This window comes from Streptomyces sp. NPDC005728 (genome assembly GCF_040630895.1).
Taxonomy (GTDB): domain Bacteria; phylum Actinomycetota; class Actinomycetes; order Streptomycetales; family Streptomycetaceae; genus Streptomyces.
The window spans coordinates 23,497-49,034 of record NZ_JBEXYL010000033.1 but is presented as its reverse complement, the minus strand read 5'-3'; the positions used below and the strand labels follow the sequence as shown (position 1 = coordinate 49,034).

21 protein-coding genes and 1 pseudogene are annotated in these 25,538 nt (G+C 73.0%); 10 read left to right on the top strand and 12 right to left on the bottom strand.

Features of this window, described 5'->3' with window-relative positions:
* Positions 1–68 precede the first annotated feature (68 nt).
* A complete protein-coding gene (locus tag ABZ471_RS22850) occupies positions 69–977 on the top strand; it encodes a pseudouridine-5'-phosphate glycosidase (RefSeq protein ID WP_359068626.1) in 909 nt (302 codons plus the stop codon).
* On the top strand, positions 974–1,951 hold the full coding sequence (locus ABZ471_RS22845) for a sugar kinase (protein ID WP_359068664.1): 978 nt from the start codon (positions 974–976) through the stop codon (positions 1,949–1,951). Before ABZ471_RS22850 ends, ABZ471_RS22845 begins: the two co-directional genes overlap by 4 nt.
* On the opposite strand, the pseudogene ABZ471_RS22840 reads toward ABZ471_RS22845, so the two are convergent.
* A pseudogene (locus tag ABZ471_RS22840) lies at positions 1,948–2,747 on the bottom strand (methyltransferase domain-containing protein). The gene ABZ471_RS22845 and the pseudogene ABZ471_RS22840 sit on opposite strands and share 4 nt — an antisense overlap.
* Before the next feature lie 201 nt (positions 2,748–2,948).
* Between ABZ471_RS22840 and corA the strand changes: the two are divergent.
* On the top strand, positions 2,949–4,076 hold the full coding sequence (gene corA, locus ABZ471_RS22835) for a magnesium/cobalt transporter CorA (protein ID WP_359068625.1): 1,128 nt from the start codon (positions 2,949–2,951) through the stop codon (positions 4,074–4,076).
* Positions 4,077–4,236: 160 nt separating this feature from the next.
* Here corA and ABZ471_RS22830 read toward each other — a convergent pair whose 3' ends face one another.
* Positions 4,237–4,878: a uridine kinase gene (locus tag ABZ471_RS22830; RefSeq protein ID WP_359068624.1), complete on the bottom strand. Its 642-nt coding sequence runs from the start codon at positions 4,876–4,878 to the stop codon at positions 4,237–4,239.
* A gap of 327 nt (positions 4,879–5,205) precedes the next feature.
* On the opposite strand from ABZ471_RS22830, the gene ABZ471_RS22825 reads away from it, so the two are divergent.
* The 3 genes from ABZ471_RS22825 (at position 5,206) to ABZ471_RS22815 (ending at position 8,258) form a co-directional block, all read left to right on the top strand.
* Positions 5,206–5,898, top strand: a complete 693-nt coding sequence (locus ABZ471_RS22825; RefSeq protein ID WP_359068623.1) for a DUF2293 domain-containing protein — start codon at positions 5,206–5,208, stop codon at positions 5,896–5,898.
* Positions 5,899–6,052: 154 nt separating this feature from the next.
* On the top strand, positions 6,053–6,532 hold the full coding sequence (locus ABZ471_RS22820) for an anthrone oxygenase family protein (protein ID WP_359068622.1): 480 nt from the start codon (positions 6,053–6,055) through the stop codon (positions 6,530–6,532).
* Between the two features lie 238 nt (positions 6,533–6,770).
* Positions 6,771–8,258, top strand: coding sequence for a glutamate synthase subunit beta (locus ABZ471_RS22815; protein WP_359068621.1), 1,488 nt, complete (start codon positions 6,771–6,773; stop codon positions 8,256–8,258).
* 97 nt (positions 8,259–8,355) lie between these two features.
* Here ABZ471_RS22815 and ABZ471_RS22810 read toward each other — a convergent pair whose 3' ends face one another.
* Entirely contained in the window at positions 8,356–8,907 is a 552-nt protein-coding gene (locus ABZ471_RS22810) for a carboxymuconolactone decarboxylase family protein (RefSeq protein ID WP_359068620.1), read from the bottom strand.
* A gap of 47 nt (positions 8,908–8,954) precedes the next feature.
* Between ABZ471_RS22810 and ABZ471_RS22805 the strand changes: the two genes are divergently transcribed.
* On the top strand, positions 8,955–10,409 hold the full coding sequence (locus tag ABZ471_RS22805) for a PLP-dependent aminotransferase family protein (protein WP_359068619.1): 1,455 nt from the start codon (positions 8,955–8,957) through the stop codon (positions 10,407–10,409).
* 326 nt (positions 10,410–10,735) lie between these two features.
* Here ABZ471_RS22805 and ABZ471_RS22800 read toward each other — a convergent pair whose 3' ends face one another.
* Both ABZ471_RS22800 and ABZ471_RS22795 read right to left on the bottom strand, forming a co-directional pair.
* Entirely contained in the window at positions 10,736–10,990 is a 255-nt protein-coding gene (locus tag ABZ471_RS22800) for a DUF397 domain-containing protein (RefSeq protein WP_100825625.1), read from the bottom strand.
* A complete protein-coding gene (locus ABZ471_RS22795) occupies positions 10,991–11,851 on the bottom strand; it encodes a helix-turn-helix transcriptional regulator (protein WP_359068618.1) in 861 nt (286 codons plus the stop codon).
* Between the two features lie 221 nt (positions 11,852–12,072).
* Between ABZ471_RS22795 and ABZ471_RS22790 the strand changes: the two genes are divergently transcribed.
* The 3 genes from ABZ471_RS22790 (at position 12,073) to ABZ471_RS22780 (ending at position 15,325) form a co-directional block, all read left to right on the top strand.
* Positions 12,073–12,723: an ATP-binding protein gene (locus ABZ471_RS22790; protein ID WP_359068617.1), complete on the top strand. Its 651-nt coding sequence runs from the start codon at positions 12,073–12,075 to the stop codon at positions 12,721–12,723.
* The gene (locus ABZ471_RS22785; RefSeq protein ID WP_359068616.1) at positions 12,720–13,148 is read left to right on the top strand and encodes a hypothetical protein; all 429 of its coding nucleotides are present in this window, start codon (positions 12,720–12,722) and stop codon (positions 13,146–13,148) included. Before ABZ471_RS22790 ends, ABZ471_RS22785 begins: the two co-directional genes overlap by 4 nt.
* A 314-nt stretch (positions 13,149–13,462) precedes the next feature.
* Positions 13,463–15,325, top strand: coding sequence for an ABC transporter ATP-binding protein (locus tag ABZ471_RS22780; protein ID WP_359068663.1), 1,863 nt, complete (start codon positions 13,463–13,465; stop codon positions 15,323–15,325).
* Positions 15,326–15,331: 6 nt separating this feature from the next.
* On the opposite strand, the gene ABZ471_RS22775 is transcribed toward ABZ471_RS22780, so the two are convergent.
* The 7 genes from ABZ471_RS22775 to ABZ471_RS22745 all read right to left on the bottom strand — a co-directional run bounded on the left by ABZ471_RS22775 (position 15,332) and on the right by ABZ471_RS22745 (position 25,527).
* On the bottom strand, positions 15,332–15,505 hold the full coding sequence (locus ABZ471_RS22775) for a hypothetical protein (protein ID WP_359068615.1): 174 nt from the start codon (positions 15,503–15,505) through the stop codon (positions 15,332–15,334).
* A gap of 174 nt (positions 15,506–15,679) precedes the next feature.
* Positions 15,680–16,324 (bottom strand): DUF899 domain-containing protein, encoded by a 645-nt coding sequence (locus tag ABZ471_RS22770; protein WP_359068614.1) that lies wholly within the window; start codon positions 16,322–16,324, stop codon positions 15,680–15,682.
* Positions 16,325–16,486: 162 nt separating this feature from the next.
* Complete coding sequence (locus ABZ471_RS22765; protein WP_359068613.1) at positions 16,487–17,653, bottom strand: cytochrome P450; 1,167 nt, start codon at positions 17,651–17,653, stop codon at positions 16,487–16,489.
* A gap of 20 nt (positions 17,654–17,673) precedes the next feature.
* Positions 17,674–19,026, bottom strand: a complete 1,353-nt coding sequence (locus ABZ471_RS22760; protein WP_359068612.1) for an amidohydrolase — start codon at positions 19,024–19,026, stop codon at positions 17,674–17,676.
* 58 nt (positions 19,027–19,084) lie between these two features.
* Positions 19,085–20,947 (bottom strand): FUSC family protein, encoded by a 1,863-nt coding sequence (locus ABZ471_RS22755; RefSeq protein ID WP_359068611.1) that lies wholly within the window; start codon positions 20,945–20,947, stop codon positions 19,085–19,087.
* 166 nt (positions 20,948–21,113) lie between these two features.
* Positions 21,114–21,569: a DUF4913 domain-containing protein gene (locus tag ABZ471_RS22750; RefSeq protein WP_359068610.1), complete on the bottom strand. Its 456-nt coding sequence runs from the start codon at positions 21,567–21,569 to the stop codon at positions 21,114–21,116.
* A 4-nt stretch (positions 21,570–21,573) separates the two neighbouring features.
* Positions 21,574–25,527: a hypothetical protein gene (locus ABZ471_RS22745; protein ID WP_359068609.1), complete on the bottom strand. Its 3,954-nt coding sequence runs from the start codon at positions 25,525–25,527 to the stop codon at positions 21,574–21,576.
* Positions 25,528–25,538: the final 11 nt, after the last annotated feature.

Genomic DNA, 25,538 nt, shown 5'->3' with positions numbered 1-25,538 from the left:
ACGGCAAGCGTTTAGCCGGGCGCGGCGCCCGCCAGAGATGAGGAAGGACCGACGGACAGGAGGCGGGCGTGGTGCTGGTGGTGTCGGAAGAAGTCCGGGAAGCGATCGACGCGCGGCGGCCGGTGGTGGCCCTGGAATCCACGATCATCGCGCACGGGCTGCCGCGTCCGCGCAACCTCCAAGTGGCCTTGGAACTGGAGCGCGTGGTGCGGCAGGAAGGCGCCGTCCCCGCGACCATCGCCGTACTCGACGGGCGCCCGCACATCGGCCTGGACAAGGAGCAGCTGGAACGGGTCGCGAACGAGGACGGCATCCGCAAGCTGGGCCACCGTGACCTGGCGCCGGCCGTGGCTGCGGGGGCGAGCGGGGCGACCACGGTGTCGGCGACGGCACAGCTGGCCGCGCTGGCGGGCGTCCGGGTGTTCGCCACGGGCGGGCTGGGCGGTGTGCACCGGGAGTGGACGGTGACCCAGGACGAGTCGGCCGACCTGGGCCTGCTGGCACGGACGCGGATCACGGTGGTGTGCGCCGGCGTGAAGTCGATCCTGGACGTGCCGGCGACCCTGCAGCGGCTGGAGACGCTGGGCGTGGCCGTCGCCGGGTACCGTACCGACCGGTTTCCCGGCTTCTACCTGTCCGACTCCGGACATCCGGTGGACTGGACGCTGCAGAGCCCGGAGCAGGTCGCGGAGGTCATGCGGGCACAGGACGCGCTGGACGCGCCGGAGTCGGCGCTGATCGTCGCCAACCCCGTCCCGGAGGAACAGCAGCTCGATCCGGCGCTGCACGCGCGTGTGCTCGCCGACGCGCTGCGTGCCTGCGAGGAGGAGGGGGTCACCGGCCAGGCGGTCACGCCGTTCCTGCTCGACTTCCTGGTCCGGCACACGGAGGGCGCCTCGCTGGAGGCCAACCTGGCCGCGGTGCGCGGCAATGTGCGGCTGGCGGCGCGGATCGCCGTGGCGTGGACCACAGAGTGACCACGGGCCCGGACGGGGCTCTGCTGGTCGTCGGGGACGTCGTCACCGATGTCGTCGCCCGGCACCGGGGACCGCTCGCGGCCGGCACCGACACGGCCGCCGCGATCCGGACCCTGCCGGGCGGCGCGGGCGCCAATGTCGCCTGCTGGGCCGCCCACGCGGGCTGTCCGGAGGTACGGCTGCTGGGGCGGGTGGGCGCGGATGCGGCACAGTGGCACGAGCGCGAGCTGGTGGCGTGCGGGGTGCGGCCCCGGCTGGTGGTCGACCGGGAGGCCCCGACCGGGACGGTGATCTGCCTCGTCGACACGGGTGCGTCGGCCGAGCGTACGTTCCTCACGGACAGCGGGGCGTCCCTGCGCCTCGAACCCGCCGACTGGTCCGACGCGTTGCTCGACGGGGTCGCGAGGCTGCACCTGTCGGGCTATCTGCTGTTCTCGGAGCCGAGCCGGGCGCTCGCCGGGGTGGCCCTCGCCGCGGCACGCGCGCGTGGCGTGCCGGTCAGTCTGGACCCGGCATCGGCGGGCTTCCTGGTGGAGTTCGGGGTGGACCGTTTCCTGGCGTTCGCTGAGGGGCTGGACGTGCTGCTGCCCAGTCGGGACGAGGCCTGTCTGCTGACGGGGCTGACGGAACCGGCCGATGCGGCGGCCAAGTTGAGCCGACTCGTCCCGCTGGTGGTGGCGAAGTCGGGTGGGGCCGGGGCGCTGGTGGCCCGCTCCGGTGCCGTGGTCGCCCGGGTTCCGGCCGTGCCGACGACCCCGCTGGACACCACGGGTGCCGGCGACGCCTTCACCGGTGGGTTCCTCGCCGCCCTGATCGCGGGCGCCGATCCGCAGGAGGCGGCGACACACGGGTGCAGGGCGGGAGCGCGGGCGGTGGAACGGGTGGGCGGCAGACCACCGCACGGGGACACCGGCGGCCAGCCACAGGCCGGCACCGTCGCCTCCCTGCGACTCGACCGGCCGGACAGGCCCTAGTCCTGGCCCTTGCGTCCCCACGCCGAGATCATCGGTGCGGTGGCCAAGTCCATACCACCTGCCTCCACATTGGCCAGGTGACGGTCGATGTCCTCGTCGGTGGCGAGGCCCGCGGTGACGAGTCGGCCACGGATCTGGCGGACCGTGGCGGCCTCCAGTGCGGTGCAGGCGGGCGAGGTCACGGCGAAGTAGGCGTCGGCCGTCACCTCGCGCAGCCCTGCCTCGCGGAGCAGGCGCGGGAGCTTGCGGCCGTACGACAGGTCGGCGCCGCGGTCGGCGAGCAGCCGGCGGAATCCCTGCCGCAGGCGGTTGGCGAGCTGCTGCTCGGGGCCGTGCTCGTCGGGGCAGAGCAGGGGCTGGAGGGCAGGGTCGCGTCCTCGATCAACAGCGTCCCGTCCGGTCGCAGCGCCCTGATCATGGAGTCCAACACCCTTTCCCGGTCCGGGACATGGACGAGGACCAGGCGGGCGTGCACCAGATCGAAGCCCTCCCCCGGCGGCTCCTCCGCCCCCACGTCATGGACGCGCACCTCGACGGGAGGGCGGTCCACGGCAGCGAGTCGCGAGGTGTCGATGTCGGTCGCCACGACCTTGCCGGTGGGTCCGACCTGCTCAGCGAGCCAGGACACCACGGAGTTGCCGCCGGCTCCGACCTCCCAGCAACGCCAGCCCGGCCCGAACCCCAACGCCGCGAGATGCCGGAACGTCGTGGGATCGAAGAGGGCGACGAAGGCGTCGAAGCGCTGTGCCGCCTCGCTCTGCTTGTTGTCCAGGAGGTATCCGCCGGAGGGTGTCATGCCACGATCCTCCAAGTCGCCCGGGTGGTCCGCAGCGGCCGGTGCTCCCTCCACAGGCGGGAACAACCGCTCCGTCCACAGGCGGGAACAAAGCGGAACGAACTGTTCCCACAGGCTTACCCGCGCTTTGCGCCGGGCTGGCACACTGGCCGGGCAAGGCGCAAGAGCGGTGTGCGGGGAGATCCACGCAAGGAGATCCGGATGTCCATGGCAGGGAATCTACGGAAGGTCACAGGGCTGGGCAGGGTCGGCGGCCTGCGCAAGGTGGCACGGCTGGCCCGGCGGCGGCCGCGCGTCGACCTGAGCCATCCCGCCCGGTCACCGCTGGGTTCCTCCGTGGTGAACTGCGTCACGTACCAGGACGGAGTCCGGGTGCCTGGGTGCACCGACCTGGTGGCTGCCGTGGAGATGGTGCGCAAGAGCGGCGAGGGGTTCGTCTGGCTGGGACTGCACGAGCCGACGGACAGTGAGTTCGCGGGCATCGCCGAGCTGTTCGACCTGCACCCGCTGGCGGTGGAGGACGCGGTGGAGGCCCATCAGCGCCCGAAGCTGGAGCGGTACGGGGAGACCCTCTTCGCGGTGTTCAAGACCGTCTGTTACGTGGAGCACGAGAAACTGACGGCGACGAGCGAGGTGGTCGACACCGGCGAGATCATGGTGTTCGTCGGCGAGGACTTCGTGATCACGGTACGGCACGGGCGGCACGGCTCACTGGGCCCGCTGCGCGAGGAACTGGAGGCCGACCCCCAGCAGCTCGCCAAGGGGCCGGCGGCAGTGCTGCACGCGATCGCGGACCACGTCGTGGACGACTACCTGACCGTGACGGACGCGGTGCAGGCCGACATCGACCAGGTCGAGACGGACGTGTTCTCGGAGAACGGCGCGCGGGCCGACCCGGGGCGCATCTACCAACTGAAGCGTGAACTCCTTGAGCTGAAGCGGGCGGTGGTGCCGCTCGGCCGCCCGGTGGAGGATCTGGCGACGCGGCCCATACGGGTGGTCGACCCAGAGATACAAGCGTACTTCAGGGACGTGCTCGACCACCTGATGCGGGCCAAGGAACAGATAGCCGCGTTCGACGAACTGCTCAACTCCATCCTGCAGGCGCATCTCGCGCAGGTGACGGTCGCGCAGAACGAGGACATGCGGAAGATCACGGCCTGGGCGGCGGTGATCGCCGTGCCGACGATGGTGTGCGGGGTCTACGGCATGAACTTCGACCACATGCCGGAGCTGCACTGGCGGTTCGGCTACCCGCTCGTCATGGGCGTGATGGCGGCGGCCTGCCTCACGCTGTACCGCGGTTTCCGGCGCAACGGCTGGCTCTGACCGCCCACGCCGGGAAGGCACCGACCTTCCGCGGGCAACCACGCTGCCGGGGCCGAGGATGGGCGACGCCCACGGGGCCGAAGGGCGCGACACCGGCAGGGCCGACGGGGGCGACATTGAGGCGGGGCCGAGGAGGGCGCCACCGGCGAAGCCGTCTGGATCAGCCGTTCCAGGCAGGGTGGCGCGGATCGTCGGCGCGCACGAGGACGTCAGCCGTACCGGCCGGGTCGGTCTCGGCCTCGTAGCGCTCGAAGGCGGGGAGGGTCCAGTGGTCTGCCTCAGGAGTGCGGCGGCGCAGGGCGCCCGGAGAGAGGAGGAGGTGGACGGTCAGGTCGAAGGGGAACCAGTGCCGCAGGAGGAGGGGGCCGTGGAACAACAGGATTCCGCCGGGTGGGAGTTGGACGTACGGGCTGCGGGTGGCGCGATCGGTGGCCGGGTCCCACAGGTCGGGCAGGACGCGGCCGCCGCCGCCGGGGTCGAGCGGGCCGAAGACCTCGCGCCACAGGGCGCCCGTGTCGAACCAGCCGCCGAAATACGACTCCGCGTCCCGTCGCCCATGCTCCAGGCGGAGGGAGGCGGGGCGCAGAAAGCCCTCGGCGCCGACGACGAACGACTGCCGGCCGCGCACGCGCAGCGCCTGGGCAACGCGCTCGGCGAGGTCCACCGGATGGGCGGCCGGTGCCCCGTCGAAGCCGACGCGCGGCCAGGCACCCCCGTCGGCGGGCTCCAGCTCGACCAGCCGGTCGGCAAGCAGTTCGGCGAGCCGGTCCCAGGTGATCGCTTCGAGTCGCACAGCCCCCATGATGCCGGGCCGGGTCGGTGGCGGCAGGAGGGGGGCGCGGCCCGGCTGCCGTAGGCGGACCCCGCGGTCGGCTGCCGTGGGCGGACCTCGTGCTCGGCTGCCGGCCTCGCCGTCGGCTGTCGTAATCGGACCTCGTGCTCAGCCGTCGCAGCCGGACTTCGCGGTCACGGTGGTGGCCGAAGGGCGCCACACCAGTACGGCGCCGCACGCAGGTGGCCGGGTTCCACATCGCCCGGGAGGAGCGGGCGGGTTCCATGTCGGCAAGGAGGAGCCGGCGGGACGGGTAAGGCGTGGGAGCGGTGGGCGGTGACGGGGAAAGAACCGCGTATGGCGCCTTCTGCAACTCCCTTCCTCCCCGGTGGGCTTGTCGTCGTCCAGCCGCTGCGGCGCAAGCGCTGTTCCCGATGCTGGCGCGGTCCGCTGTCGATGCTCGTGCTGGAGGACGGGGCCCCGCGCTGCCTCGTCTGCGCCGACCTGGGGCACCTGGTGTTCCTGCCGCGCGGTGACACGGCGCTGACCCGCAGAGCGCGGGAGGAGAGCACGCTGTCGGCGGTGGTCGTGCGCTTCAACCGCCGTCAGAGCCGGTACGAGCGGCAGGGCCTGCTCGTGGAGGAGGCGGCGCTGGCCAGGGCCGAGGCGCGATGCCTGGCGGACGCGGAGGTGCGGCGCCGGCGGCGGGCCCGGGAGGCACGGCGCAGGGCGTCGGAGGACGAGCAGTTCGTGGCGGCGTTCGCGGCGGAGATCCTGCGGCACTTTCCCGGGTGCCCGGCCGAGCGGGCCTGCTCGATCGCGGCGCACGCGTCGGTGCGGGGCAGCGGGCGGGTCGGGCGCAGTGCGGCCGGGCGGGCGCTGACGGAGGGGGCGGTGATCTCGGCGGTCGTGGCGGCCGTACGGCACGTGGACACGCCGTACGACCAGCTGCTGATGAGCGGGGTGCCGAGGTTCGAGGCGCGGCGGCGGATCGCGGCGGCCGTGGAGAGCGTGCTGAGGAGGTGGGGGGAGGCGGCCGACGTCGGCTGAGGATACGGGAAGGGCAGTGCGGACCTGGACGCTCGCGCATGCCGCCGCGGCCCTCAGCCATGGTCGGGCGGGCCCGGTGCGCATTCACTGGGAGGAAGGGAAGAAAGGCCGGTGCCCGGTCTTGGCCCGGGCGGTGTGGGAGTGAGGTGGGATCGTGATCGAGGGGCCGTTCTTCGTGCTGACCGTGCTGGGGGTGCTGGGGACCGGGCTGGTGGCGGGGGTGTTCTGCGGGTTCTCGACCTTCGTGATGCGAGGGCTGGCCGTGCTGCCTCCCGCGCAGGGCGTGGCCGCGATGAAGGCGATCAACGTGGCCGCCGTGCGGGCCGCGTTCATGCTGGTGTTCCTCGGCTCGGCGCTGCTGTGCGCGGTGATCGCGGTGGTGACGTTCGTGGTGTGGCCGGACGAGGGGAAGCTGGAGCTCCTGCTGGGTAGCGCGCTGTACCTGCTGGGCTCCTTCGGGCTGACCATGGTCGCGAACGTGCCCCGCAACAACAGACTGGCCGGGATGGCCCCGGGCAGCCCCGAGGCGGTGGCGTACTGGCCGGAATACGTGCGCGAGTGGACGTTCTGGAACCACGCCCGCACGGTCGTCTCGGCCGCGGCCGCCGTCCTGTACGTGCTGGCCATAGCCTGAACCTTCCCTGTGCGGGCCGCGAGGGCGGCCGGGGCGGCGAGGGCGGCCAGGGCCTCACCGGTCAGGACGGATCGGGAGCCGTCGGCCACACGCTGCGGGGATCCCGCGAGAAAGCGCTGTCCACCACTCTGCGGGTGTGTCGGCGGAGACGTATCGTGGCCGAAAGAGTGCCGCCCGATGACGCACGGCCCGTCGTACACGGAGTACCCCCCGGTACGCGTACGCGAGGAAGACGACCATGGCCGATCCCAAGGGGTTCATGACCACGCCACGCCAGGAGTGGCCGCGGCGGCCCGTCGAAGAGCGGGTCCGGGACTGGGACGAGGTCTACGTCCCGCGAGCGCTGCTGCCGATCATCAGCAAGCAGGCCGACCGCTGCATGGACTGCGGCATCCCGTTCTGCCACGACGCCTGCCCCCTGGGCAACCTGATCCCCGAGTGGAACGACCTGGTCTCCCGCGAGGACTGGCGGGCGGCGAGCGACCGGCTGCACGCGACGAACAACTTCCCCGAGTTCACGGGACGGTTGTGTCCGGCGCCCTGCGAGGCCGGGTGCGTGCTCGCGATCAACCAGCCGGCCGTCACGATCAAGAACGTCGAGTGTGCGATCGCCGACCGGGCCTGGGAGGAGGGTTTCGCCCCGCCGCGGCCCCCGGAGCGGCTGTCGGGGAAGACCGTCGCGGTGATCGGCTCGGGGCCCACCGGGCTCGCCGCGGCGCAGCAGCTGACCCGGGCCGGGCACACGGTCGCCGTGTACGAGCGGGACGACCGGATCGGGGGGTTGATGCGGTACGGCATCCCCGGGTTCAAGATGGAGAAGCGGCATCTGGAGCGACGGCTCGAACAGATGCGGGCCGAGGGGACGAGGTTCCGTACCTCGACGACGGTCGGGCGGGATGTCCCGGCGGCCGATCTGCGGGTCCGCTACGACGCGGTGGTGCTGGCCACGGGCGCGACGGCGTGGCGGGAACTTCCGGTGCCGGGCCGGGCGTTGACCGGAATACATCAGGCGATGGAGTACCTGCCGCTGGCGAACCGGGTGTGCGAGGGGGATCTGGAGGTCTCGCCGCTGTCCGCGGCCGGCAAGCATGTGGTGATCGTGGGCGGTGGGGACACCGGGGCCGACTGTCTGGGGACCGCGGTGCGCGAGGGCGCCGCGTCCGTGACCCAGCTGGACATCTATGCGCAGCCGGGTGCCGAGCGCGACGAGGACATCGAGCCGTGGCCGACGTACCCGAAGGTCTACCGGCTGTCGGCCGCGCACGAGGAGGCCCGGGACCTGCGGACGGCACCGGCGGCGGACGCGGACGCACGCCTGTTCGCGGCGTCCACGCTGCGCTTCCTCGGGGACGACAGCGGGCATGTGCGGTCACTGCACCTGGTCGAGGTGGACGAGCGGCGGCAGCCGGTACAGGACACCGGACGGACGCTGCCCGCCGACCTGGTGCTGCTCGCGCTCGGTTTCTCCGGGCCGGACCGGGAGGACGGGCTCGTCGACCAGCTGGGGCTGGTGATGGAGCCGCGCGGCACGATCGCCCGCGACGACGGCTTCGCGACCAATGTGGCCGGCGTGTTCGCCGCCGGTGACGCGGCGCGTGGGCAGTCGCTCATCGTGTGGGCGATCGCGGAGGGGCGGGCGGTGGCGGCAGCCGTGGACCGTTACCTGACGGGGAGTTCACGGCTGCCGGCGCCGATATCGCCGTACGACCGTCCGATGGCCGTGTAGCGGACGGGAGTCGGGGCGGGGCGACAGCGCCGGACCGCAACACGTTCGATCTGCGCCCCCAGAAGTCCCCCGAAGTCGCCGGAAGTCCCCCGGCAGTTCAGCGGCGTCGTTCGTCGGTGCCCGCCACCTTCCCCGTCGCCAGTGCCACACGGTTCCAGGTGTTGATCGCGAAGATCAGGGCGAGGACGTGGGCCAGTTCCGTCTGGTCGAAGTGGGCGGCCGCCTGCTCGTAGGCCTCGTCGGGGACGCCTGCGTCGACGACCCGGGTGACCGCCTCGGTCAGGGCGAGGGCCGCCTGTTCCTTCGGGGTGAAGAAGTGCCGGGCCTCGCGCCAGACGGCGACCATGTGCAGCCGGTCCTCGCTCTCGCCGGCCTTGCGGGCGTCGTTGGTGTGCATGTGGAGGCAGTAGGCGCAGTGGTTGAGGTGCGAGGCGCGGATCTGGATCAGCTCGACGAGGGCCGGGTCGAGACCCTCCCGTGCGGCGGCGTCGAAGCCGATGAGGGCGCGGAAGGCCTTCGGGGCCGCCTTCCCGAAGTCCAGGCGGGTGCGGGCCGTGTCGGCCGCGGCGATCGCGGTGCCGGTGCCGGCAACAGTGCTGGTGGTCGGGGTGGCGGCGGTCGCGGTGTCGATCGTGTTCGTCGTCGTCATGTGCTCCAACCTAGGAGACCGAAAGACCGGCTGTAGGGTGCAATTTCATGACGGAATCATGGGTCAATTCCGCGGAGCGGATCGGCGCCGACCTGCACCTTGAGCTGTCGGGACCGGGCGGGCGGCGGGCGGCGCTGATGCGGGCGCTGCGCGAGGCCGTGCGCAGCGGGCGGCTGGCGCCCGGCACCCGGCTGCCGCCCTACCGCTCGCTCGCCGCCGACCTGGGCGTGGCCCGCAACACCGTCGCCGACGCGTACGCGGAGCTGGTCGCCGAGGGCTGGTTGACCGCGCGGCAGGGCTCCGGGACCCGGGTCGCCATGGGGGTGCGTCCGACGCCGTCGGGGCAAGGGGGGAGTGCCGAGCCGTTGCGACACGCCGCGCGAGTGCCCGTAGAGGCACCTCCACGCGCGCGTGGCCCGCGGCACGACCTGAGGCAGGGCACTCCGGACGCGTCGGCCTTCCCGCGGGCGGCCTGGTCGGCCGCGTACCGCAGGGCGTTGCAGGCGGCGCCCAGCGAGGCGTTCGGGCCGGGGGATCCGGCCGGGCGCCGGGAGCTGCGGGAGGCGCTCACCGAGTACCTGGCACGCGCGCGCGGGGTGCGTACCGAGCCGGACCGGATCGTGATCTGCTCCGGCTTCGCGCACGCGCTGCGCCTTCTGTTCGGCCAGGGCGGCGGAGGCGTGCTGCGCGGTCCGCTGGCCGTGGAGGCGTACGGACTGGACTTCCACCGGGGGCTGCTCACGGCGGCGGGTGTGCGGACCGTGCCGCTCCCGCTGGACGAGCACGGGGCCCAGGTGGCCGGGCTGGGGCGGGAGCGGGCCGTGCTGCTCACGCCCGCGCACCAGTTCCCGACCGGCGGTCCGCTGCATCCGGAGCGCCGGGCGGCGGTGATCGACTGGGCACGCGCGCGTGGCGCGGTGGTGCTGGAGGACGACTACGACGGCGAGTTCCGGTACGACCGCAGGCCCGTAGGCGCGCTCCAGGGGCTCGACCCGGAGCGGGTGATCCACATCGGCTCGGTCAGCAAGAGCCTGTCGCCGGCGCTGCGGCTGGGCTGGATGGTGCTGCCCGAGCGGTATGTCGCGCCCGTGCTCGCGGCCAAGGGCGAGCGGGAGGCGTGGGCGAGCGTGCTCGATCAGCTGGCCCTCGCGGACTTCTTGGTCTCCGGGTCGTACGACCGTCATGTGCGCCGCATGCGGCAGCGCTACCGGCGCCGGCGTGACCGGCTGGTCGCGGCGCTCGCCGCGCACGCGCCGCACGTCGAGGTGACCGGCATCGCGGCCGGACTGCACGCCGTGCTCAGGCTGCCGCCCGGCACCGAGCGGTCGGCGGTGAAGGCGGCCGCGTGGCAGGGGGTCGCCCTGGACGGACTGGCCGCGTTCCGGCATCCGGAGACGGAGATGCCGGCGGCCGACGGCCTGGTCGTCGGGTACGCCACGGCACCGGAGCACGCCTACGGCGCGGCACTGGAGGCGTTGTGCGGAGTGCTGCCGCCGGGGTGACGAGTGAGCGGTGAGGTGAGGGGTGACAGACGGGGGCGATGCGTGACGGTTCGGAGATCGGGCCGGCGGCGGTACGGCGATCACTCCCGCCGGGGCGAGAACTCACGACGGAAGGATCCGCTGCATGCGCACCTGAACCGCACTCACCGTAGCCGCGGCGCCGGCGTCCGTGCGCCCGAATTGCGGCGCCGGGCCCGCCGCTTGCGTGCCACGGCGCCTGCATCCGGCACAACGAGTGATCAAGCAATGATCAAGTAGTGATCAAGCCATTACCAGAACAAGGAAGTTGAGCGAGCGGCTGAGCGAGAGCAGTCATCAGGGGCGGTTCAGGAGAGGAGGAAGTCGGCCTCCCCCGCCTTGGCGCCCTCGATGAATGCGGTCATCTCGTCCGTGGTGTAGATCAGCGCCGGTCCGTCCGGGTCGGTCGACTGCCGTACGGCGATCCGGCCGTCGGCGAGCTTCATCGCCTCCAGGCAGTTTCCGCCGTTGCCGCCGCTCCAGGGCTTGTGCCACCCCTCGCTGCCCAACTCCCGCGCGGGCATGCCGTTGTAGACGCGACTGCGCGGTGTGATCCGATCCATTCACAGCTCCTTGCGGAGATCCCGGAGGATCTCCTTCGTGCGTTGTGCCGTGGCGGCCTGCGCCGCCATGCGGTCCATGACCTCCAGGTGGGTCGCCACCTCGGAGCGCGCGTCCAGGTAGACCGCGCCGGTCAGGTACTCGCTGTAGACCATGTCCGGCAGTTCCGACATGGCGAATCGGAACAGGACGAACGGTCCGTACGTCCCCGGGTGGGGCCCGTTGAGGAACGGGGCGACCTGGAGCGTCACGTTCGGCAGTGTCGTGGCCTCGAGCAACTTGTCGATCTGCGTACGCATCACCTCCGGGCCGCCGACCGGGCGGCGCAGGGCCGTCTCGTCCATCACCGCCCAGAAACGGGGGGCGTCGGGACGAGTGAGCAGTTTCTGGCGTTGCATACGCAGCGCGACATGGCGCTCGATGTCGTCGGGGCTGGTCTGCCCGATGGCGCCCGACTTCAGCACGCCGCGCGCGTAGTCCTCGGTCTGCAGCAGGCCGGGGACGAAGTGCGGCTCGTAGGAACGGATCAGGCTGGCCGCGCCCTCCAGGCTGACGTACATCGAGAACCAGCCGGGCAGGATGTCGTGGAACCGCTGCCACCAGCCGGGCCGGTTGGCCTCCTCGGCCAGTTGGACGAAGACGTCGGCCTCGTCGTCGGGAACTCCGTAGGCCTTCAGGAGCAGTTGCAGGTACGGGATCTTGAGGGCGACCTCGGCCATCTCCATACGGCGGATGGTGGCGGGGGCGACGCGGAGCACACGGGCCGCTTCCTCGCGCTTCAGCCCGGCGCGCTCCCGCAGGTCCAGCAGGCGCCGGCCGAGGACCACCTGGCCCACGGTCGGCGCGGACCGCGGTTCGCTCACGCTCCCACCTCCGACACAAGAGTCCGCTCCGGCAAAAGAATCCCGACAGCCCTGCGGCGCCGTTCGAAGACACTTTCGAAGATCCGGTCGGATCACCGATGGTCCCAATTGGCGCCGCTCGAGGTGCTGTTGCGAGCAGTGTGCCACGGCCTCTGACCGAGTCGCATAGCACTCTGCATATTTCAGAGTGACACTTGCCAAGTGTTCACGCCGGGGAGATAGTGGCAAGCGTGATTCCGTCCGCGCCCTTAGGAACAGACGCCGCCGCAGACCGTCTCGGTCTACGTGGCGCAACGGGAGCAACCCCTGGTGGGGGCGCTGCCGAGCGCCGGTTCCGCTTCGAGCTGGCCGCACATCCGGGTTCGCCCGCCCAGGCGAGACGCCTGGCGCGCGCCCGGCTGACCGGTTGGTCGGTGTGCGCGGACACCTGCGACAGCGCAGCTCTGGTCATATCCGAGCTGGTCACCAACGCGATCGTGCACACCGCGAGCAGTCGCGTGGTGTGCGAGTTGCACGACCACGACGACACGGTGCGCATAGCCGTGCACGACCAGGGTTGTGCGCCCGGTGAGCCCCGCCCGTCCCCGCAGCGGCCCGATGAGGAGCACGGGAGGGGGTTGCTTCTCGTCGACGCGCTGTGCCGGGCCTGGGGTGCCCACGAGCACGGGCCGGGTCTGCTGGTCTGGGCCGAGCTGGCCCGCCAGACCGACGCGGCCCGCGACACCGCCGATCCGTGCAACGACCTGGGCTGGGGCGCCCGCCCCAAGCCGGGCGGCCCCCCGCCCGGCCCGGGCGGGGAAGACGAAGCGCAGGCTCGGCACGAGGCCCCGGCGGGCGAGCAGGGCGAGCAGTACGGGTGGTGTCGGCCGTGAGCGGCGCCGACGAATCCGGCCGGACACTCGGCCTGGACACCCTGGTCCGCCTCGGGCGCCGGCAGCACACGCCGGCCCCGGTGCGCCGCCTGCCGGTGCCGGAGGGCATGACGTCCCCGCTCGGCTGTGACGCCGTGGCCGTACCCGACCGCCTCGGACAGCAGATCGTCCCGCGGCTGCCCCGGGTGGGCTGTGTGTACGCCGACGGGACGCGCTGGTGGTGGATCGTTCCGTCGGACTCCGACTACGCCCTCCCCTGGCCGGCCCCCGCGCAGTACGCACCCGGCGCCCTGGTCCCCGTCACGGCCCGCCTGATCCACCGCCCCGAGGGCACGGTCCCCTACACCCCGCCGATCCCCCTGTACCTGGCCCTGTGCCGGGTGACGGGGACGACCCCGGACTGGTCCCGAGCCATCTCGGCGTGACGCTGCGGCGGCTTCGGCCGTCGAGGTGGGGCGAGTTGCGGGAGATTCTGATCAGAGGGTCTTTCACCGAAGATCCTTGACCTCGCCTCGCTCAGTCGGCGCCCTGCCCGCTCGCCCCTCGCCCGTCACCCCTCCACACCCCTTTCACGCCCCCAGTACCCCCCGCTCGCGCCCTGCCCCGCCGCTGCCGTGCCAGCGATAGTGGCCGTTCGGTCATGGGCAGGGGGTGGGCGGTGGGGAAGAAACATGGGGCGGGTGGGCCCGAGGTCTCGGGTTCGGAGCAGCTGCTGTTCGGGGGGCCGCTGCGGTACGACATGGGGTGGAACGAGCATGCGGACGCCTTCCTGGAGCTGAGCTTCCACGCGATGGTGGTCCGGTTGCCCGGCATGCTGGCGTCCAGTCTGCGGCTGGCCCGGCAGGCGGACCCGCGGGCCGCCCGGATCGCGCTGGCCGCCGAGGTGGGCCAGGGCGCGGCCCAGGCGGTGAGCCTGCTGGCCGTGAACAGCGCGCTCGGCAAGCTGCTCGCCGGCCCCGACATCGGGCAGCGGTTACGCGCTGCCGCTCCCGCGCTGGCCGTCGTGGCCGCCGTGATGCTGGTCGCGGCACTGCTGCGGGCCGCCTCGACCTTTGCCACCGGACGGCTGGAGCCGAAGGTGGAGCGGGTGGCCACCGAGCTGTACCTGGAGCGGGCGGCCAACGTGGAGCTGGCCGCGATCGAGGACCACGCCTTCCACAAGCTGCTGGACACCGCCCGGTACGGCGCCCAGTCCGCCCGCCGCATGGTCATGTACGGCGCCCGGTTGATCAACGCGGTGATCTCCCTGATCGCGGCAGCCGGTGTGCTCACCGTGCTGCATCCGGCGCTGCTGCCGCTGCTGGTCACCATGACCCTGCCCAGCGCCTGGAGCGCACTGACCAACGCGCGCCGGCGCTACGAGTCCTTCCACACCTGGGTGCAGCACGCGCGTGCCGGGCATCTGATCGGCGACCTGCTGACCGAACCGGCCGCGGCCCCGGAGATCCGGGTGCACGGCGTCGGCCCGTTCCTGCTGCGGCACTTCCGGTCCATGTCGGAGACCGCGGAGGCGGAGCAGGCGCGACTGTCCCGGCTGGCTGCCCGGACCGGCCTGATCGCGGCCTCCTGGACGGGTCTCGCGACCGTCGCGACGTACGCCACGCTGGGCGCCCTGCTGCTGACCGGTGCGACGGCGCTGTCCGTGGCCGGTACGGCGGTGATCGCGATCCGTACCGGGTCGGCGAGCCTGGACATGCTGGTGCTGGAGATCAACGAGCTGCACGAGGAGGCCCTGTTCGTGGCCGATCTGCAGCGGCTCTACACCGAGGCGGCCGAGCGGGCGATCCCGGACGGCGGCCTGCCGCTGCCCGAGGAGCCGCGGGAGATCCGGTTCGAGAACGTCACGTTCGGCTATCCGGGTGAGGCGGCCCGCCCCGCCCTCGACGACGTGACCCTCAGCTTCCCCCTCGGCCGGATCATCGCGCTCGTCGGTGAGAACGGCTCGGGCAAGACCACCCTGGTCAAGCTGCTCGCGGGCCTGTACACCCCGGACCGGGGCCGGATCCTGTGGGACGGTGTCGACGCGGCGGATGCCGACCGGCGGCTGCTCGCCGAGCGTATCGCGATGGTGGCCCAGGACTTCAAGCGCTGGCCCTTCACGGCCCGCGTGAACGTGGCCGTCGGCCGCTCCTCCGCGCCCCTGACCGAGGAGCGGCTGGCCACGTCGGTCGCCGAGGCGGGAGCCGAGGACGTGGTCGCGGATCTGCCGCGTGGCCTGGACACGCTGCTGGCCCGCCACTTCAGCGGCGGCCACGAGCTGTCCGGCGGCCAGTGGCAGCGCCTCGGCATCGCCCGGGCGGCCTACCGGCGCGGACGCATCCTGATCGTGGACGAGCCGACGGCCGCGCTGGACGCGCGGGCCGAGCTGGAGGTGTTCGACAAGATCCGGGCGCTCGCGGGCAGCGGTCAGACGGTCGTTCTGATCACCCACCGGCTGGCCTCGGTCCGCCACGCCGATCTGGTGCACGTACTGGAGCAGGGGCGGCTGGTGGAGTCCGGCACTCCGGAGGAACTCCTGGCCAGGGGTGGTGTGTACGCGGAGCTGTACGCGTTGCAGGCGGAGCAGTTCACGGCGAAGGTGCCGGCCCCGAAGCCGGCCTGAGCCGTCTCACTCCGTGGCGTCTGCGCGCACGATGACGAGGAAGGTGTCCGTGGCGAGGTCCATGACGACCTCGGCGGGCAGGCCTTCGAGGCGCCGCGCGTGCGCGAACTCCTCCGCGGGCCACGACCCTCGCGGGCCGCCGGCGGGAAAGCGCTCGAGCACTGTTCGCCCGTTCACCATCTCGCACCTCCAGAAAGCGTCGTACTTCTAGGAGTTAACGCCCTGGAGAAGGGAAACGGCTCGCCCAGTGACGGGACTGAGACATTGTTGACACCCGTTCACCGCAGACCGTGAGGGTACGTTCACCTTCCGGCATGAACGGTACGTTCGGCGACGATGAAGACACTTTGCGTGTCAGTCCTCGTACTCGTCGTGGTACCGGAGCCGGTCGCTGCCCAGCGGGTTGCGGCCGAGCGCGGTGAGGTCGAGCAGACCCGGGGTGGCGGCGAGTCCGTCCAGGCCGTCGTCGTGGACCGAGTAGGTGTGGAAGACCTGGTCGCGCTCCCGCAGGAAGCAGCTGACGCCGGGACGCTCGACGAGGTCGCCGTCCCTCTCCACGGTCGCCTCGAAGTCGTGGTTGAAGTCGCTGTGGCAGGACGAGTACCACGGCACCGCCCAGCCCATCCGCGCCTTGAACGGCAGGATCCGGGTGAACGGCGCCCGGGAGACGGCCGCGAACGAGGTGTTCCGGGCGCGCAGATGGGCGAGGTGGCCGACCTGGTCGAGGAAGGCCGCGCAGCACGGGCAGCCCGCCTCCCACTCGGGCGCGAACATGAAGTGGTGGACGACGAGCTGGGCCCGGCCCTCGAAGAGGTCGAGGAGGGTCGCCTTGCCGTCGCCGCCCTCGAAGACGTACTCCGGGTCGACCTCGACCCTGGGCAGCCGTCGCCGCTCGGCGCTCAGCACGTCCCGCGCCCTTCTGACCGCCTCCTCCTTGCGCAGCAACTCCTCGCGCGCCGCGCGCCACCGCTCACGCGAGACGATCTCCGGAAGCGACATGGGCCCTCCTGTCCGACGGTCCGTTCGGGGTGGTGACCGCCGACGGGAGCGGAACTCATCGCTGCGCACCGAGTCTTTTTCGGGACGGGTCCGGCCGGGCGTGAGCGGGACGCGGCGTGAGCGGGACGTCAGGGTGAACGGGACGTCAGGGTAGGCGGGACGTCAGTACCTGACCGGCAGTGCCAGCAGCCCGCGGGCTCGCAGCGAGGGGCGCCACCGCAGTTCGCCCGCGCCGAGGGCCAGTTCGGGCAGGCGCTCCAGCAGCGCGGCGAGGGCGATCTCCGTCTCCGCGCGTGCGAGCGGGGCGCCCAGGCAGTAGTGGATGCCGTGACCGAGGGCGAGTTGACCCGAGGCGTCGCGGGAGAGGTCGAGGCGGTCGGGCTCGGGGAAGCGGGCGGGATCGCGGTCGGCGGCGGACAGGGACACCCAGACCGTCTCGCCCGCCGGAATGGTCACCCCGGCGATCGTCACGTCCTCGACGGGGAACCGGCGCATGCCGAGCAGCATGGGCCCCTCGTAGCGGGCGAACTCCTCGACGGCGGCGGGGAGTCGTTCCGGGTCCTTGCGCAGAGCGGCGAGCTGGTCCGGGTGCTGGAGGAGGGCGAGCACGGCGTTGCCGATGAGCTGGACCGTGTTCTCGTACCCGGCGAAGAGGATGAGGAAGGCCAGGGACATCAGCTCGTCCTCACCGAGCCGGTCGCCCTCGTCACGTACGGCGATCAGGGCGGAGAGGAGGTCGTCGGCGGGCGCACGGCGCTTGGTCGCGAGCAGCCGGGTGAGGAAGCCGAGCATGGCCGCCATCGCCTCCTTGGCGGCGTGCGGGCGGGCCGGGTCGGGGGCCGTGAGCCCGTCGGTCCACTGCCGGAAGTCCAGCCGGTCCCCCTCCGGGATGCCGAGCAGGTCGCAGATGACGGTGATCGGCAGCGGGGCGGCGTAGGAGGCGACGAGGTCGGTTTCGCCGTGCGGGCCGAGCGCGTCGAGGAGCTGGTCCGCGGTACGCCGGATCGGTTCGCGGAGCTGCTGGACGCGGCGCGGGGTGAAGGCGCGGCCGACCAGGCGGCGGATGCGGGTGTGGTCGGGCGGGTCCATGTTGAGGAGGTTGACGTCGAGCTCGGGCGGCAGGGAGAAGCCCTTGTAGGTGCCGGCCGTGCCCTGCCGTTTGTCCAGGGAGAGGCGGGGGTCGGCGAGGGCGGCCTTGACGTCGTCGTACCGGGTGACCAGCCAGGCGGGGGTGCCGTCGGGGCCGGTGATGCGGTGCACGGGCGCGGTGTCGCGCAGGCGCCGGTAGACGTCGTAGGGGTGGGCGAGGAGGCCGTCCGCGAGATCCATGGCAGGCAGCCTACGCGGACTCAGGTGTCGTACTCCTGGATGCGCCGCCCGTGGCTCCGGTCGACCAGGCCGGGCAGCCGGTCCCCCAACTCCCGCACGACCGCGGGCACATCGAGGGTGAGCAGCTCGCGGTCGCGCATGAGCACGCGGCCGTCGACGACGGTGGTGCGCACGTCGGCGGAGCGGGCGCTGTGCACGAGGGTGGCGGCGAGGTCGTGGACCGGCTGGGTGTGCGGGCCGGTGAGGTCGACGAGGATGATGTCGGCGCGCAGGCCGGGAGCGAGGCTGCCCACGCGCGCGCCGAGGCCGACCGCGCGGGCGCTCTGCAGCGTGGCGTGGTGCAGGGCCTGGCGGGAGGTCAGCCAGCGCGGGTCGCCCTCGGTGGACTTCTGGATGAGGGAGGTCAGCGCCATCGACTCCCACACGTCGAGGGAGTTGTTGGAGGCGGCGCCGTCCGTGGCGAGTCCGACGGGGACGCCGATCGCGCGCAGGGCCCGTACCGGGGTGGTGTCGGGCCAGGCGAACTTGAGGTAGCCGCGGGGAGCGGTCGCCACCGCCGTACGGCCGCCCGTGCGGGCGAGGAGCGGCAGGTCGCGCTCGACGATGCCGGTGCCGTGAGCGATGAGCAGGTCGGTGTCGAGGAGTCCGGTACGGTCGAGGACCTCGACGGGGGTGACGCCGTGCCGGGCGAGGCTGGTGTCGGTCTGGTCGCGGTTCTCGGCGGCGTGGAGGTGGACGGGCAGGCCGTGGCTGCGGGCGAGTTCGGCGGTGGCGGCGAGGTCGGCGTCGGTGACGGTGTAGGGGGCGTGCGGGGCGAGGGCGGTGGTGATGCGCCCGCCGGCGGCGCCCCGGTGGCCCAGCGCGAACTCCAGTGACCGTTCCCGCCCTTGCGGGCCCTGCGAGGAGAAGTAGGCCTCGCCGAGGTGGGCCCGCATGCCGCACTCGGCGACCACGTCGGCGACCACGTCCATGTGGAAGTAGTGGTCGGCGAAGCAGGTGACCCCGCCGCGGATCATCTCGGCGCAGGCGAGCCGCGCGCCCAGTGCCACGTCCTGCTCCGTCAGATTGGACTCGACGGGCCAGACGACGTCGTTGAGCCACTCCTCGGTCGGCAGGTCCTCGGCGAGACCGCGCAGGGCGACCATCGGCGCGTGGGTATGGCAGTTGACGAGTCCGGGCATCGCGACCTGACCGCGTGCCTCGATCCGCTCCACGGCCGCCAGGCCCGCCACGTCCGCCGCGCCGGTCACGGCCTCGATCACCCCTTCGCGTACGACGATCGCGGCGTCCTCGCGGAAGGCGATCCGCTCCTCCTCGTCGTGCACGAGGACGGTGCAGCCGGTGACGACCAGGTCGGCGGGAGAGGCGCTCATGGCTCCCAACGTACGACGGTGTCGTCCGGTGCGGCGGGCGGAACCGCGCATCCGGGTGCTATGCGGCGGCGGGCAGCCCGGCCCATTCCGGCCGCTGCTCCAACTCGCCCAGCAGTTGCTGGAGTTGGCGGGTCTGGCGGGGACTGAGGCGACCGGTGTCGTCGAGGTGCACGGCACAGGCCGTGGTGGTGTCGACGAGGCGTTCGAGGACGGCGGCGACGGCGTCCGTGCCCTCGGTGTGCCGGGCGAGGGCGGGCAGTTCGGCGGCGGCGAGCGCGATGGCGGTCCGGGCCTCGGCGAGCGTGCGGTAGGCCTCGCGGCGCAGCGCCCACCGTTCGGCGCGGTCGCCGGACTCGCTCAGCACGTGCACGAGATAGGCGTGCGCGGCGCGCCCGGCGACGGCGAGCCGGGCGCGTACCCCGCCGCCCCGCTCCCCCGGCATCGGCAGATGCCCGACGATCAGCACGATCGCACAGGCCAGCAGCGTCTCGCCGATCCGGCTGGCGGAGGCCTGCGGCTCGCCGCCGACCATGACCAGGGCCAGGACGAGGACGGTGACGACCGCGGTCAGGGCGCCGAAGTTCCGGGTGGCGACGGGTACGAGCGCCCCGCACACCGCCACCAGCACGATCAACCCCTCCGGGCGCGGCAGCAGCGCGGCGAGCCCGGCGAACACCAGGGCGCCGAGGACAGTCCCGGTGGCCCGGCTCAGCACGCGGGAGGCGAGCGGCCCGAGGTCGGGCTTGACGAGGAAGACGGCGGTGGCGGGCAGCCAGTACCAGTGCTGGTGCTGGCCGTACCAGCGGGTGTGGTGCAGGGCCTGGGCAACGGCGGCGCTGGCCCCGAAGCAGAGGGCGACGCGCATCCCGTACTCCCGCCCGCCGGTGCCGAGAGCGGCCCGGACCGCGTCCTTGGCGCTGCGCCGCCTGGCGAGCAGCCGGTGTTCGCCGCTCTCGGTCCGGTCGAAGGCCTCGGCGGCGCGCAGGAGCGCGTCGTCGAGTGCCCGCAGGGCGGGCGCCGACCGGCTGGGGGCGGGCAGCGGCCCGGTACCGGTGTTGCCGCGGACGGCGGCGGCGAGCCGCCGGGGCCCTTCCGACGCGCGCGCGGTGACGGGCTCGCCCGCCCAGGCGAGGGCGGTGGCGGCCTCGGCGAGAGGCAGCGCGGCGGCGTACTGCGCATGCAGCCGGCGCTCGGCCGCGGAACTGGCGCAGCGGCGCAGCCGGGGTCCGGCGAGGGCGTCCTGGGCGTGGTCGAGGGCGGCGGTGAGTGCGGCCCGGCGAGCCGTGGCGGTGTCACCGCCCGCGGCGTCGAGCAGCGCGGCGACGGCGTCGTACACGTCGGCGACCGCCTCCCGCTCGCCGTCGAACCGGAAGTCCCCGGCCAGCGCACCGGGGGTGGGCAGCGCCAGCCGCAGCAGGAGCAGCCAGCCGGCGCCGGCGAGGAAGGCGAGAGCCCGCTCCCAGCCGCTCTCGGCCGCCGGCATCCCCGCGTCGATGGCGGCGGTGACGAGCAGCTGGGTACCGGCGGCGGAGGCGACGGGCCCGACGGCGCTGATGCCTCCGGCGGCCAGCCCGAGCACGGTGAGCAGCAAGGTCAGCGACACAGCGGCCAACTGCACCCCGGTGTACGTCCCGACGAGCAGCCCTACGGCCCCGGCCAGGGCGGGCACCCCGAGCCGTCTGACGGAGGCACGCCTGCTGCCGGGCCGGTCGTTGATGCCGGCGAGCATCGCGGCGATGGCGGCGACGACGCCGTCGGCGACCCGGCCGCCGAGCACACCGGCGAGCAGCAGTGGCCCGGCGGCGAGCGCACCCCGGGTCACCGCGCTCCAGGGGACGGGGCCGCGCTGGGTACGCAGGGCGTGCGCGAGCCAGGGGGGCAGTGACAGTGCGGCGGGGCGCGACACGGGGCTCCTGTTCATACGAGGGCGGCAGGGCCTTCGGACGACGGTGGCCGGGCTGCAGGACGTGCTCCCACGGTAGATCGCGTTTCCCGAGCAAACGGAGCGATCACGTTTCGGGCAGGTGAAAGGTGCCGAGGTGGGCGGTTTCTTTATGAACGCAATGCGGAGCGCCGCAGGCGCTTCCTCAGTCGAGGGCGAACGGGTCCCTGATGGACGGCGGCCTCTGATCGGAGAAGAGCCCTTCCGGTGGCTCCGCGATCGGCAGCGGCTCGGGTTGCCGGTGGCCGTCGACGCAGCGGGCGAACGGCCCGGTGACGGGGTCCGTCAGGGCGCGCATGTGCGGGTCGGCGTGGTGGGTCCACCAGCTCGACATGCCCAGCCCCGGGTCCCAGCGCAGGTTCTCCCAGGCACGCCACACGGAGTCGAGCCGGGAGAGCGCCTGGGCGTGGCGATACCATTCCGGGCACCACACGCGCCCGGATTCGGGGGTGGGCCGCGAGACGAGATAGATGAAGCGGTCGCTGACGAATTCCGCGACGTTCGGGTACCACAGTTCCCCCGGGCGGGCGGCGTTCGCCTCCTCCCGCCGGATGTCCTCGGCCGACTCGCCCCGCTCCTCGTCGTGGACAGGTGATGTCATGGCGTCATGCTCCTCTTCGCAGCCGTACTTCGGCGGCCTCGGCGTGGCGGCCGGTGCGGTCCAGAACCCTCGCGAGCCCGGAGACGGCATATCCCAGGTCGGACTGCTTGCGCGGGTCCTGGTCCACCATGTCCCGGTAGAGACGGACGGCCCGCTGTGCCGGTGCCACCGCGCGGGCGGCCAGGCGCACGTCGTGCCGGCCGCACAGGCTCAGCGTCCCGCCCAGTCGGTACAGGAGCCACGCGGTCCGGTTCGACCCTTCGGCGGGGCCGGCGGTCAGCCTCGCGCAGGCCTCCTCCGCCTCGAGGGCGGTGCGCCGGGCGGCGGCCGTCTCCCCGGCCATCGCCCGTGCATCGGCCAGCCGCAGGAGTGCGTGGCACAGGGGCCGCTCCTGACCGTCCCGGTCCGTGACGAGCAGGCGACGCCGAATGCTCACCTCGTGCTCCGCGATGCGCACGGCCTCCGGGAAGCGGCTCGTGCGCAGCAGCGCATGCCCCAGCTCCGCGCAGGTGTCGGCCAGGCCCGCCTCGTGTCTCGCGTCGCCGGCCGACAGTTCCACGCGCAGCTCGTACGCCTCCCGCAGCACGGGAACCGCGCGGCCGGCCGTCGCCCAGGACGTCGCGTAGCTGGTGCCCAGGTCGTGCAGGCAGAAGGCCAGCCCCTCGCGCTTCTCCGCGTTGGCGCGGGACAGCCGGCGGTACCGCGGCAGCGCCTGGCGCAGCAGGATGCGCCCCGCGACCTGCCGGTCGTACCTGCGGTACAGGTCGGAGCCGTCGTGGAGGCCGGTGGCATGGCTCTCCGTGTAGAGACTGGGGGCGTACGCGCTCAGCCGGGCCCGGACGGCGAGGGCCTCGTTCAGGGCGGCGAGCGCGTCCGCCGAGCGGCCCAGGGCGTCGTAGGAGTAGGCGAGGTCGAGAGCGACCTCGGACTGGGATTTCAACTGGCTCGAACTGAGCGGTAGTTCGGCATCCGCGTAGATCCGGAGGGCCTCTTCGAATCCCTCCACCGCCGCACGGTGGTCGCCGAGACGCGCGCGGAACGTGGCCAGCACGTCCACCGACTGGGCCAGCGCCGGCGCGGAGACCCCGTACGCGTCGCGTGCCAGAGCCCTGCGATGCTCGACGGCCTCCCCGATGGATGCCATCGCCGCCTCGTGCTCCCCCTCGTAGAACTGGTCCCAGGCGAGGTTGAGCAGCATCTGGGCCAGGGTGGAGCGATAGCCCTCGGGCAGTTCCTCGGCCCGCGGGCGCACCAGTGCGATCGCCTCCCGTACCAGCGCCATCGACTCGCGGCGCGGCCGGGACGCGTTGCCGTAGTCGACCGCGAGACCCATCAGGGCCTGCGCGAGGTCGGCGTCGTAGGCGTCCGGGTTCTCCGTCGCCAGCCGGCGGGACGTCGCGACCGCCTCCTCGCTCAGCGACAACGCCTCCGAGTGCCGCTGGAAGCGCCAGAGGTTCGTACCGCGCTCCTTCAGCGCCTCCGTGAGCAGGAGCGGGTCCAGATCCGGGTGATCGGCCACCAGATCGCGGGCGCGCCGGACGGCCTCGTCGGTGTGCTGGTCGGACTGGGCGATCTGGTCGAAGCGGATCGCGCTCGGGTCGAGCCACCAGAGCACCCGCGACAGGTTGACGAGTGCCCGCACGAGACCGCGCTCGCGTTTCTCCCACTCCTCGCCGTCCTCGGCCGCCAGCGCGCGGAAGAGGCCCAGCGCCAGGTCGCCGGCCTCGTGCGCGTCCGTCAGGCGTCCGGTCATGCGCGAGGCGTGCGACAGGACCAGCAGCGAGTCGGCCCACTCCGTGCGGTGGGTCACCGCCCCGTCGTCCGCCAGCCGTCGCCGGATCGCCGCCGCGTCGCCGGCCGCCACCCGGGCGTCCTCCCAGGCGCCGACCGCCAGGTGCCGTTCGGCGAGGTTGTGCAGCGCCCACGCGCGGTCGCGCAGCGCCTGCGGGTCGTCGCCCGTGGTCCGGCACTGCCGGTTCAGTTCGCGGGCGACGTCGAGTGCGTACGCGCGCAGCACATGGGTCTGTTCCGGCAGCGCGTCGGAGTGGGCGCGCAGCATGGCAGCGGTCAGCGGCGCCTCGGCGGGGACCGCGCGCAGCGCCTCGCGCAACCGGTCGACCACCTGATGCGCCTTCGACGTGCGTCCCTCGTTGGCATGGGCCACGGCGGAACGGGCCAGGACGGTGAGGATCTGCACCCGCTGGTGGTCCGGGGCCAGGGCGAACAGTCTCCCGAGCAGCCCGGGCTTCTCGATGATCTGATCGGAGGCCTGGAACTCCGCCAGCCGGTCCGGCTCGAGCCGGCCCCAGTAGCGGCCCTCGGGAGGCGGGTACAGGTCACGCAGCCAGGCGGTGACGTCCCTGGTCCGCCACGACGGCTCGTCGGGCAGCAGCCGGACGATGGTCGACCGCGCCTCCCGCTCGTCCTGCGCGGGACACAGGACGGCCGCCGCCACGGCCTGTTCGAGCAGATCCGTCTCCCGCGCCCCCAGGCCCCGCCCGCCGGCGGTGTCCAGCCAGTACTTCCTCTCGTGCCCCAGGAGTTCGGCCTCCAGCGCGCCACCGCCCCGCTCGGGGGTCCGCACCTGGCGCAGCAGCGCGGCCAGGGCCGCCATCTGCACGGTCAGCGCCGTCTCGGCCCCTGAACCGGGCCCGGGGCGGGCGGCCGGCAGTCCGTCCATGAGCCCGGGCCAGTCGACGTCCGTCCCGCCGGTCACCTCCGCCAGCCGGCGGGAGAGGTCGCGGGCTGCCGTCCGGAACGCCTGCTCCCGGTCGGCGGTGTCGAGGCTGAGCGCGTGCAGCCTGGTCTCGGGGAGCGCGCCGGTCGCCCTGGTCCGCCAGGAGCCGAGCGAGCGGGCGAGCAGCAGCAGGCGCACCGGATACCCGGCCTCCTCGGTCTGCTCCCGCAGCTCCCTGACCAGCTCGGGTCGGGTCTCGGCGTAGTCGACGACCAGCAGCAGCGGGTGCTGGACCCTGCGCAGCACCTCCAGGCCGCCCGGCTTGCGGCGTACCTGACCGGCCACCCAGCCGCGGTCCCGCATCCGCGCCATCAGCTGCCGCGCCAGCCGGGTCTTGCCCTGACCGCCGGGAGCGGTGAGCACGCGGGCGGCGGGGGCGCCGTCCGGATCCGCCAGGCACCACCCCTCCAGCTGGGCGAGCGTGTCCTCCCTGCCGTGGAACGACACCACCTCCGCGTCGGCCCGCAGCAGCATGGTCGGCGACGTCACCTCACGCTTGGGCGGCGCCGGTTCCAACAGGCCTACCAGCTCGGCCGGTTCGGGCTGCGGGTCGACGGAGGTCACCTCGCGGACCACCGCGCGGAAGTCGTCACACTCCAGCAGGTCCTCGCTGCGGGTGTACTTCAGCCGGGTGCCCCGGTCCGGCCGGCGGTCCGCTCGCACCAGGCCGAGCAGCAGATTCTGGCCCTCCAGGAGGACGGCCGCGCCCGACATCCCGGACCAGTGGGTGGTGCGCCGAGCGGTTTCGTGGTCCAGCCCTGTGGTGTCCGCCGCCAACAGGCCGGCGTTGTCGAGGATCTCGAAGGCCGCACCGCCGTGCGGCCTGACCAGGCCGACCAGCGGCTCCGGAAACCGTTCGCCGGCTTCCGTCCGCTGCTGCCGCGGGAATCCCGTGGCGGCGACCCGTACTTCGGTGCCGCCCGTCACGCACCGGCCCCAGCGCTGCGGGCGGCGGCCTCGGGCGCCGCGCAGCGTGGTGGGTGTCGGCCAGTCCGGGTTGCCGGCCGGGATCTCCAGCAGGGCGGCGTCCACGGTCTCGTCGCGCCGACGCCACCGCACCACGACGGGGAACCGTGCATCCGAACCCGGGAAGGACACGGTGATGTCCCCCGGTGTGCGCGGCGGTGGCAGCAGGTGCGCGGCGGTCAGGACGAGCCGCGGCGCGATCAGATAGCCGCTGCCGAAGCCCGAGCCGCGGACCTGGACGACCTGCTCCTCCATGATCAGCCCTT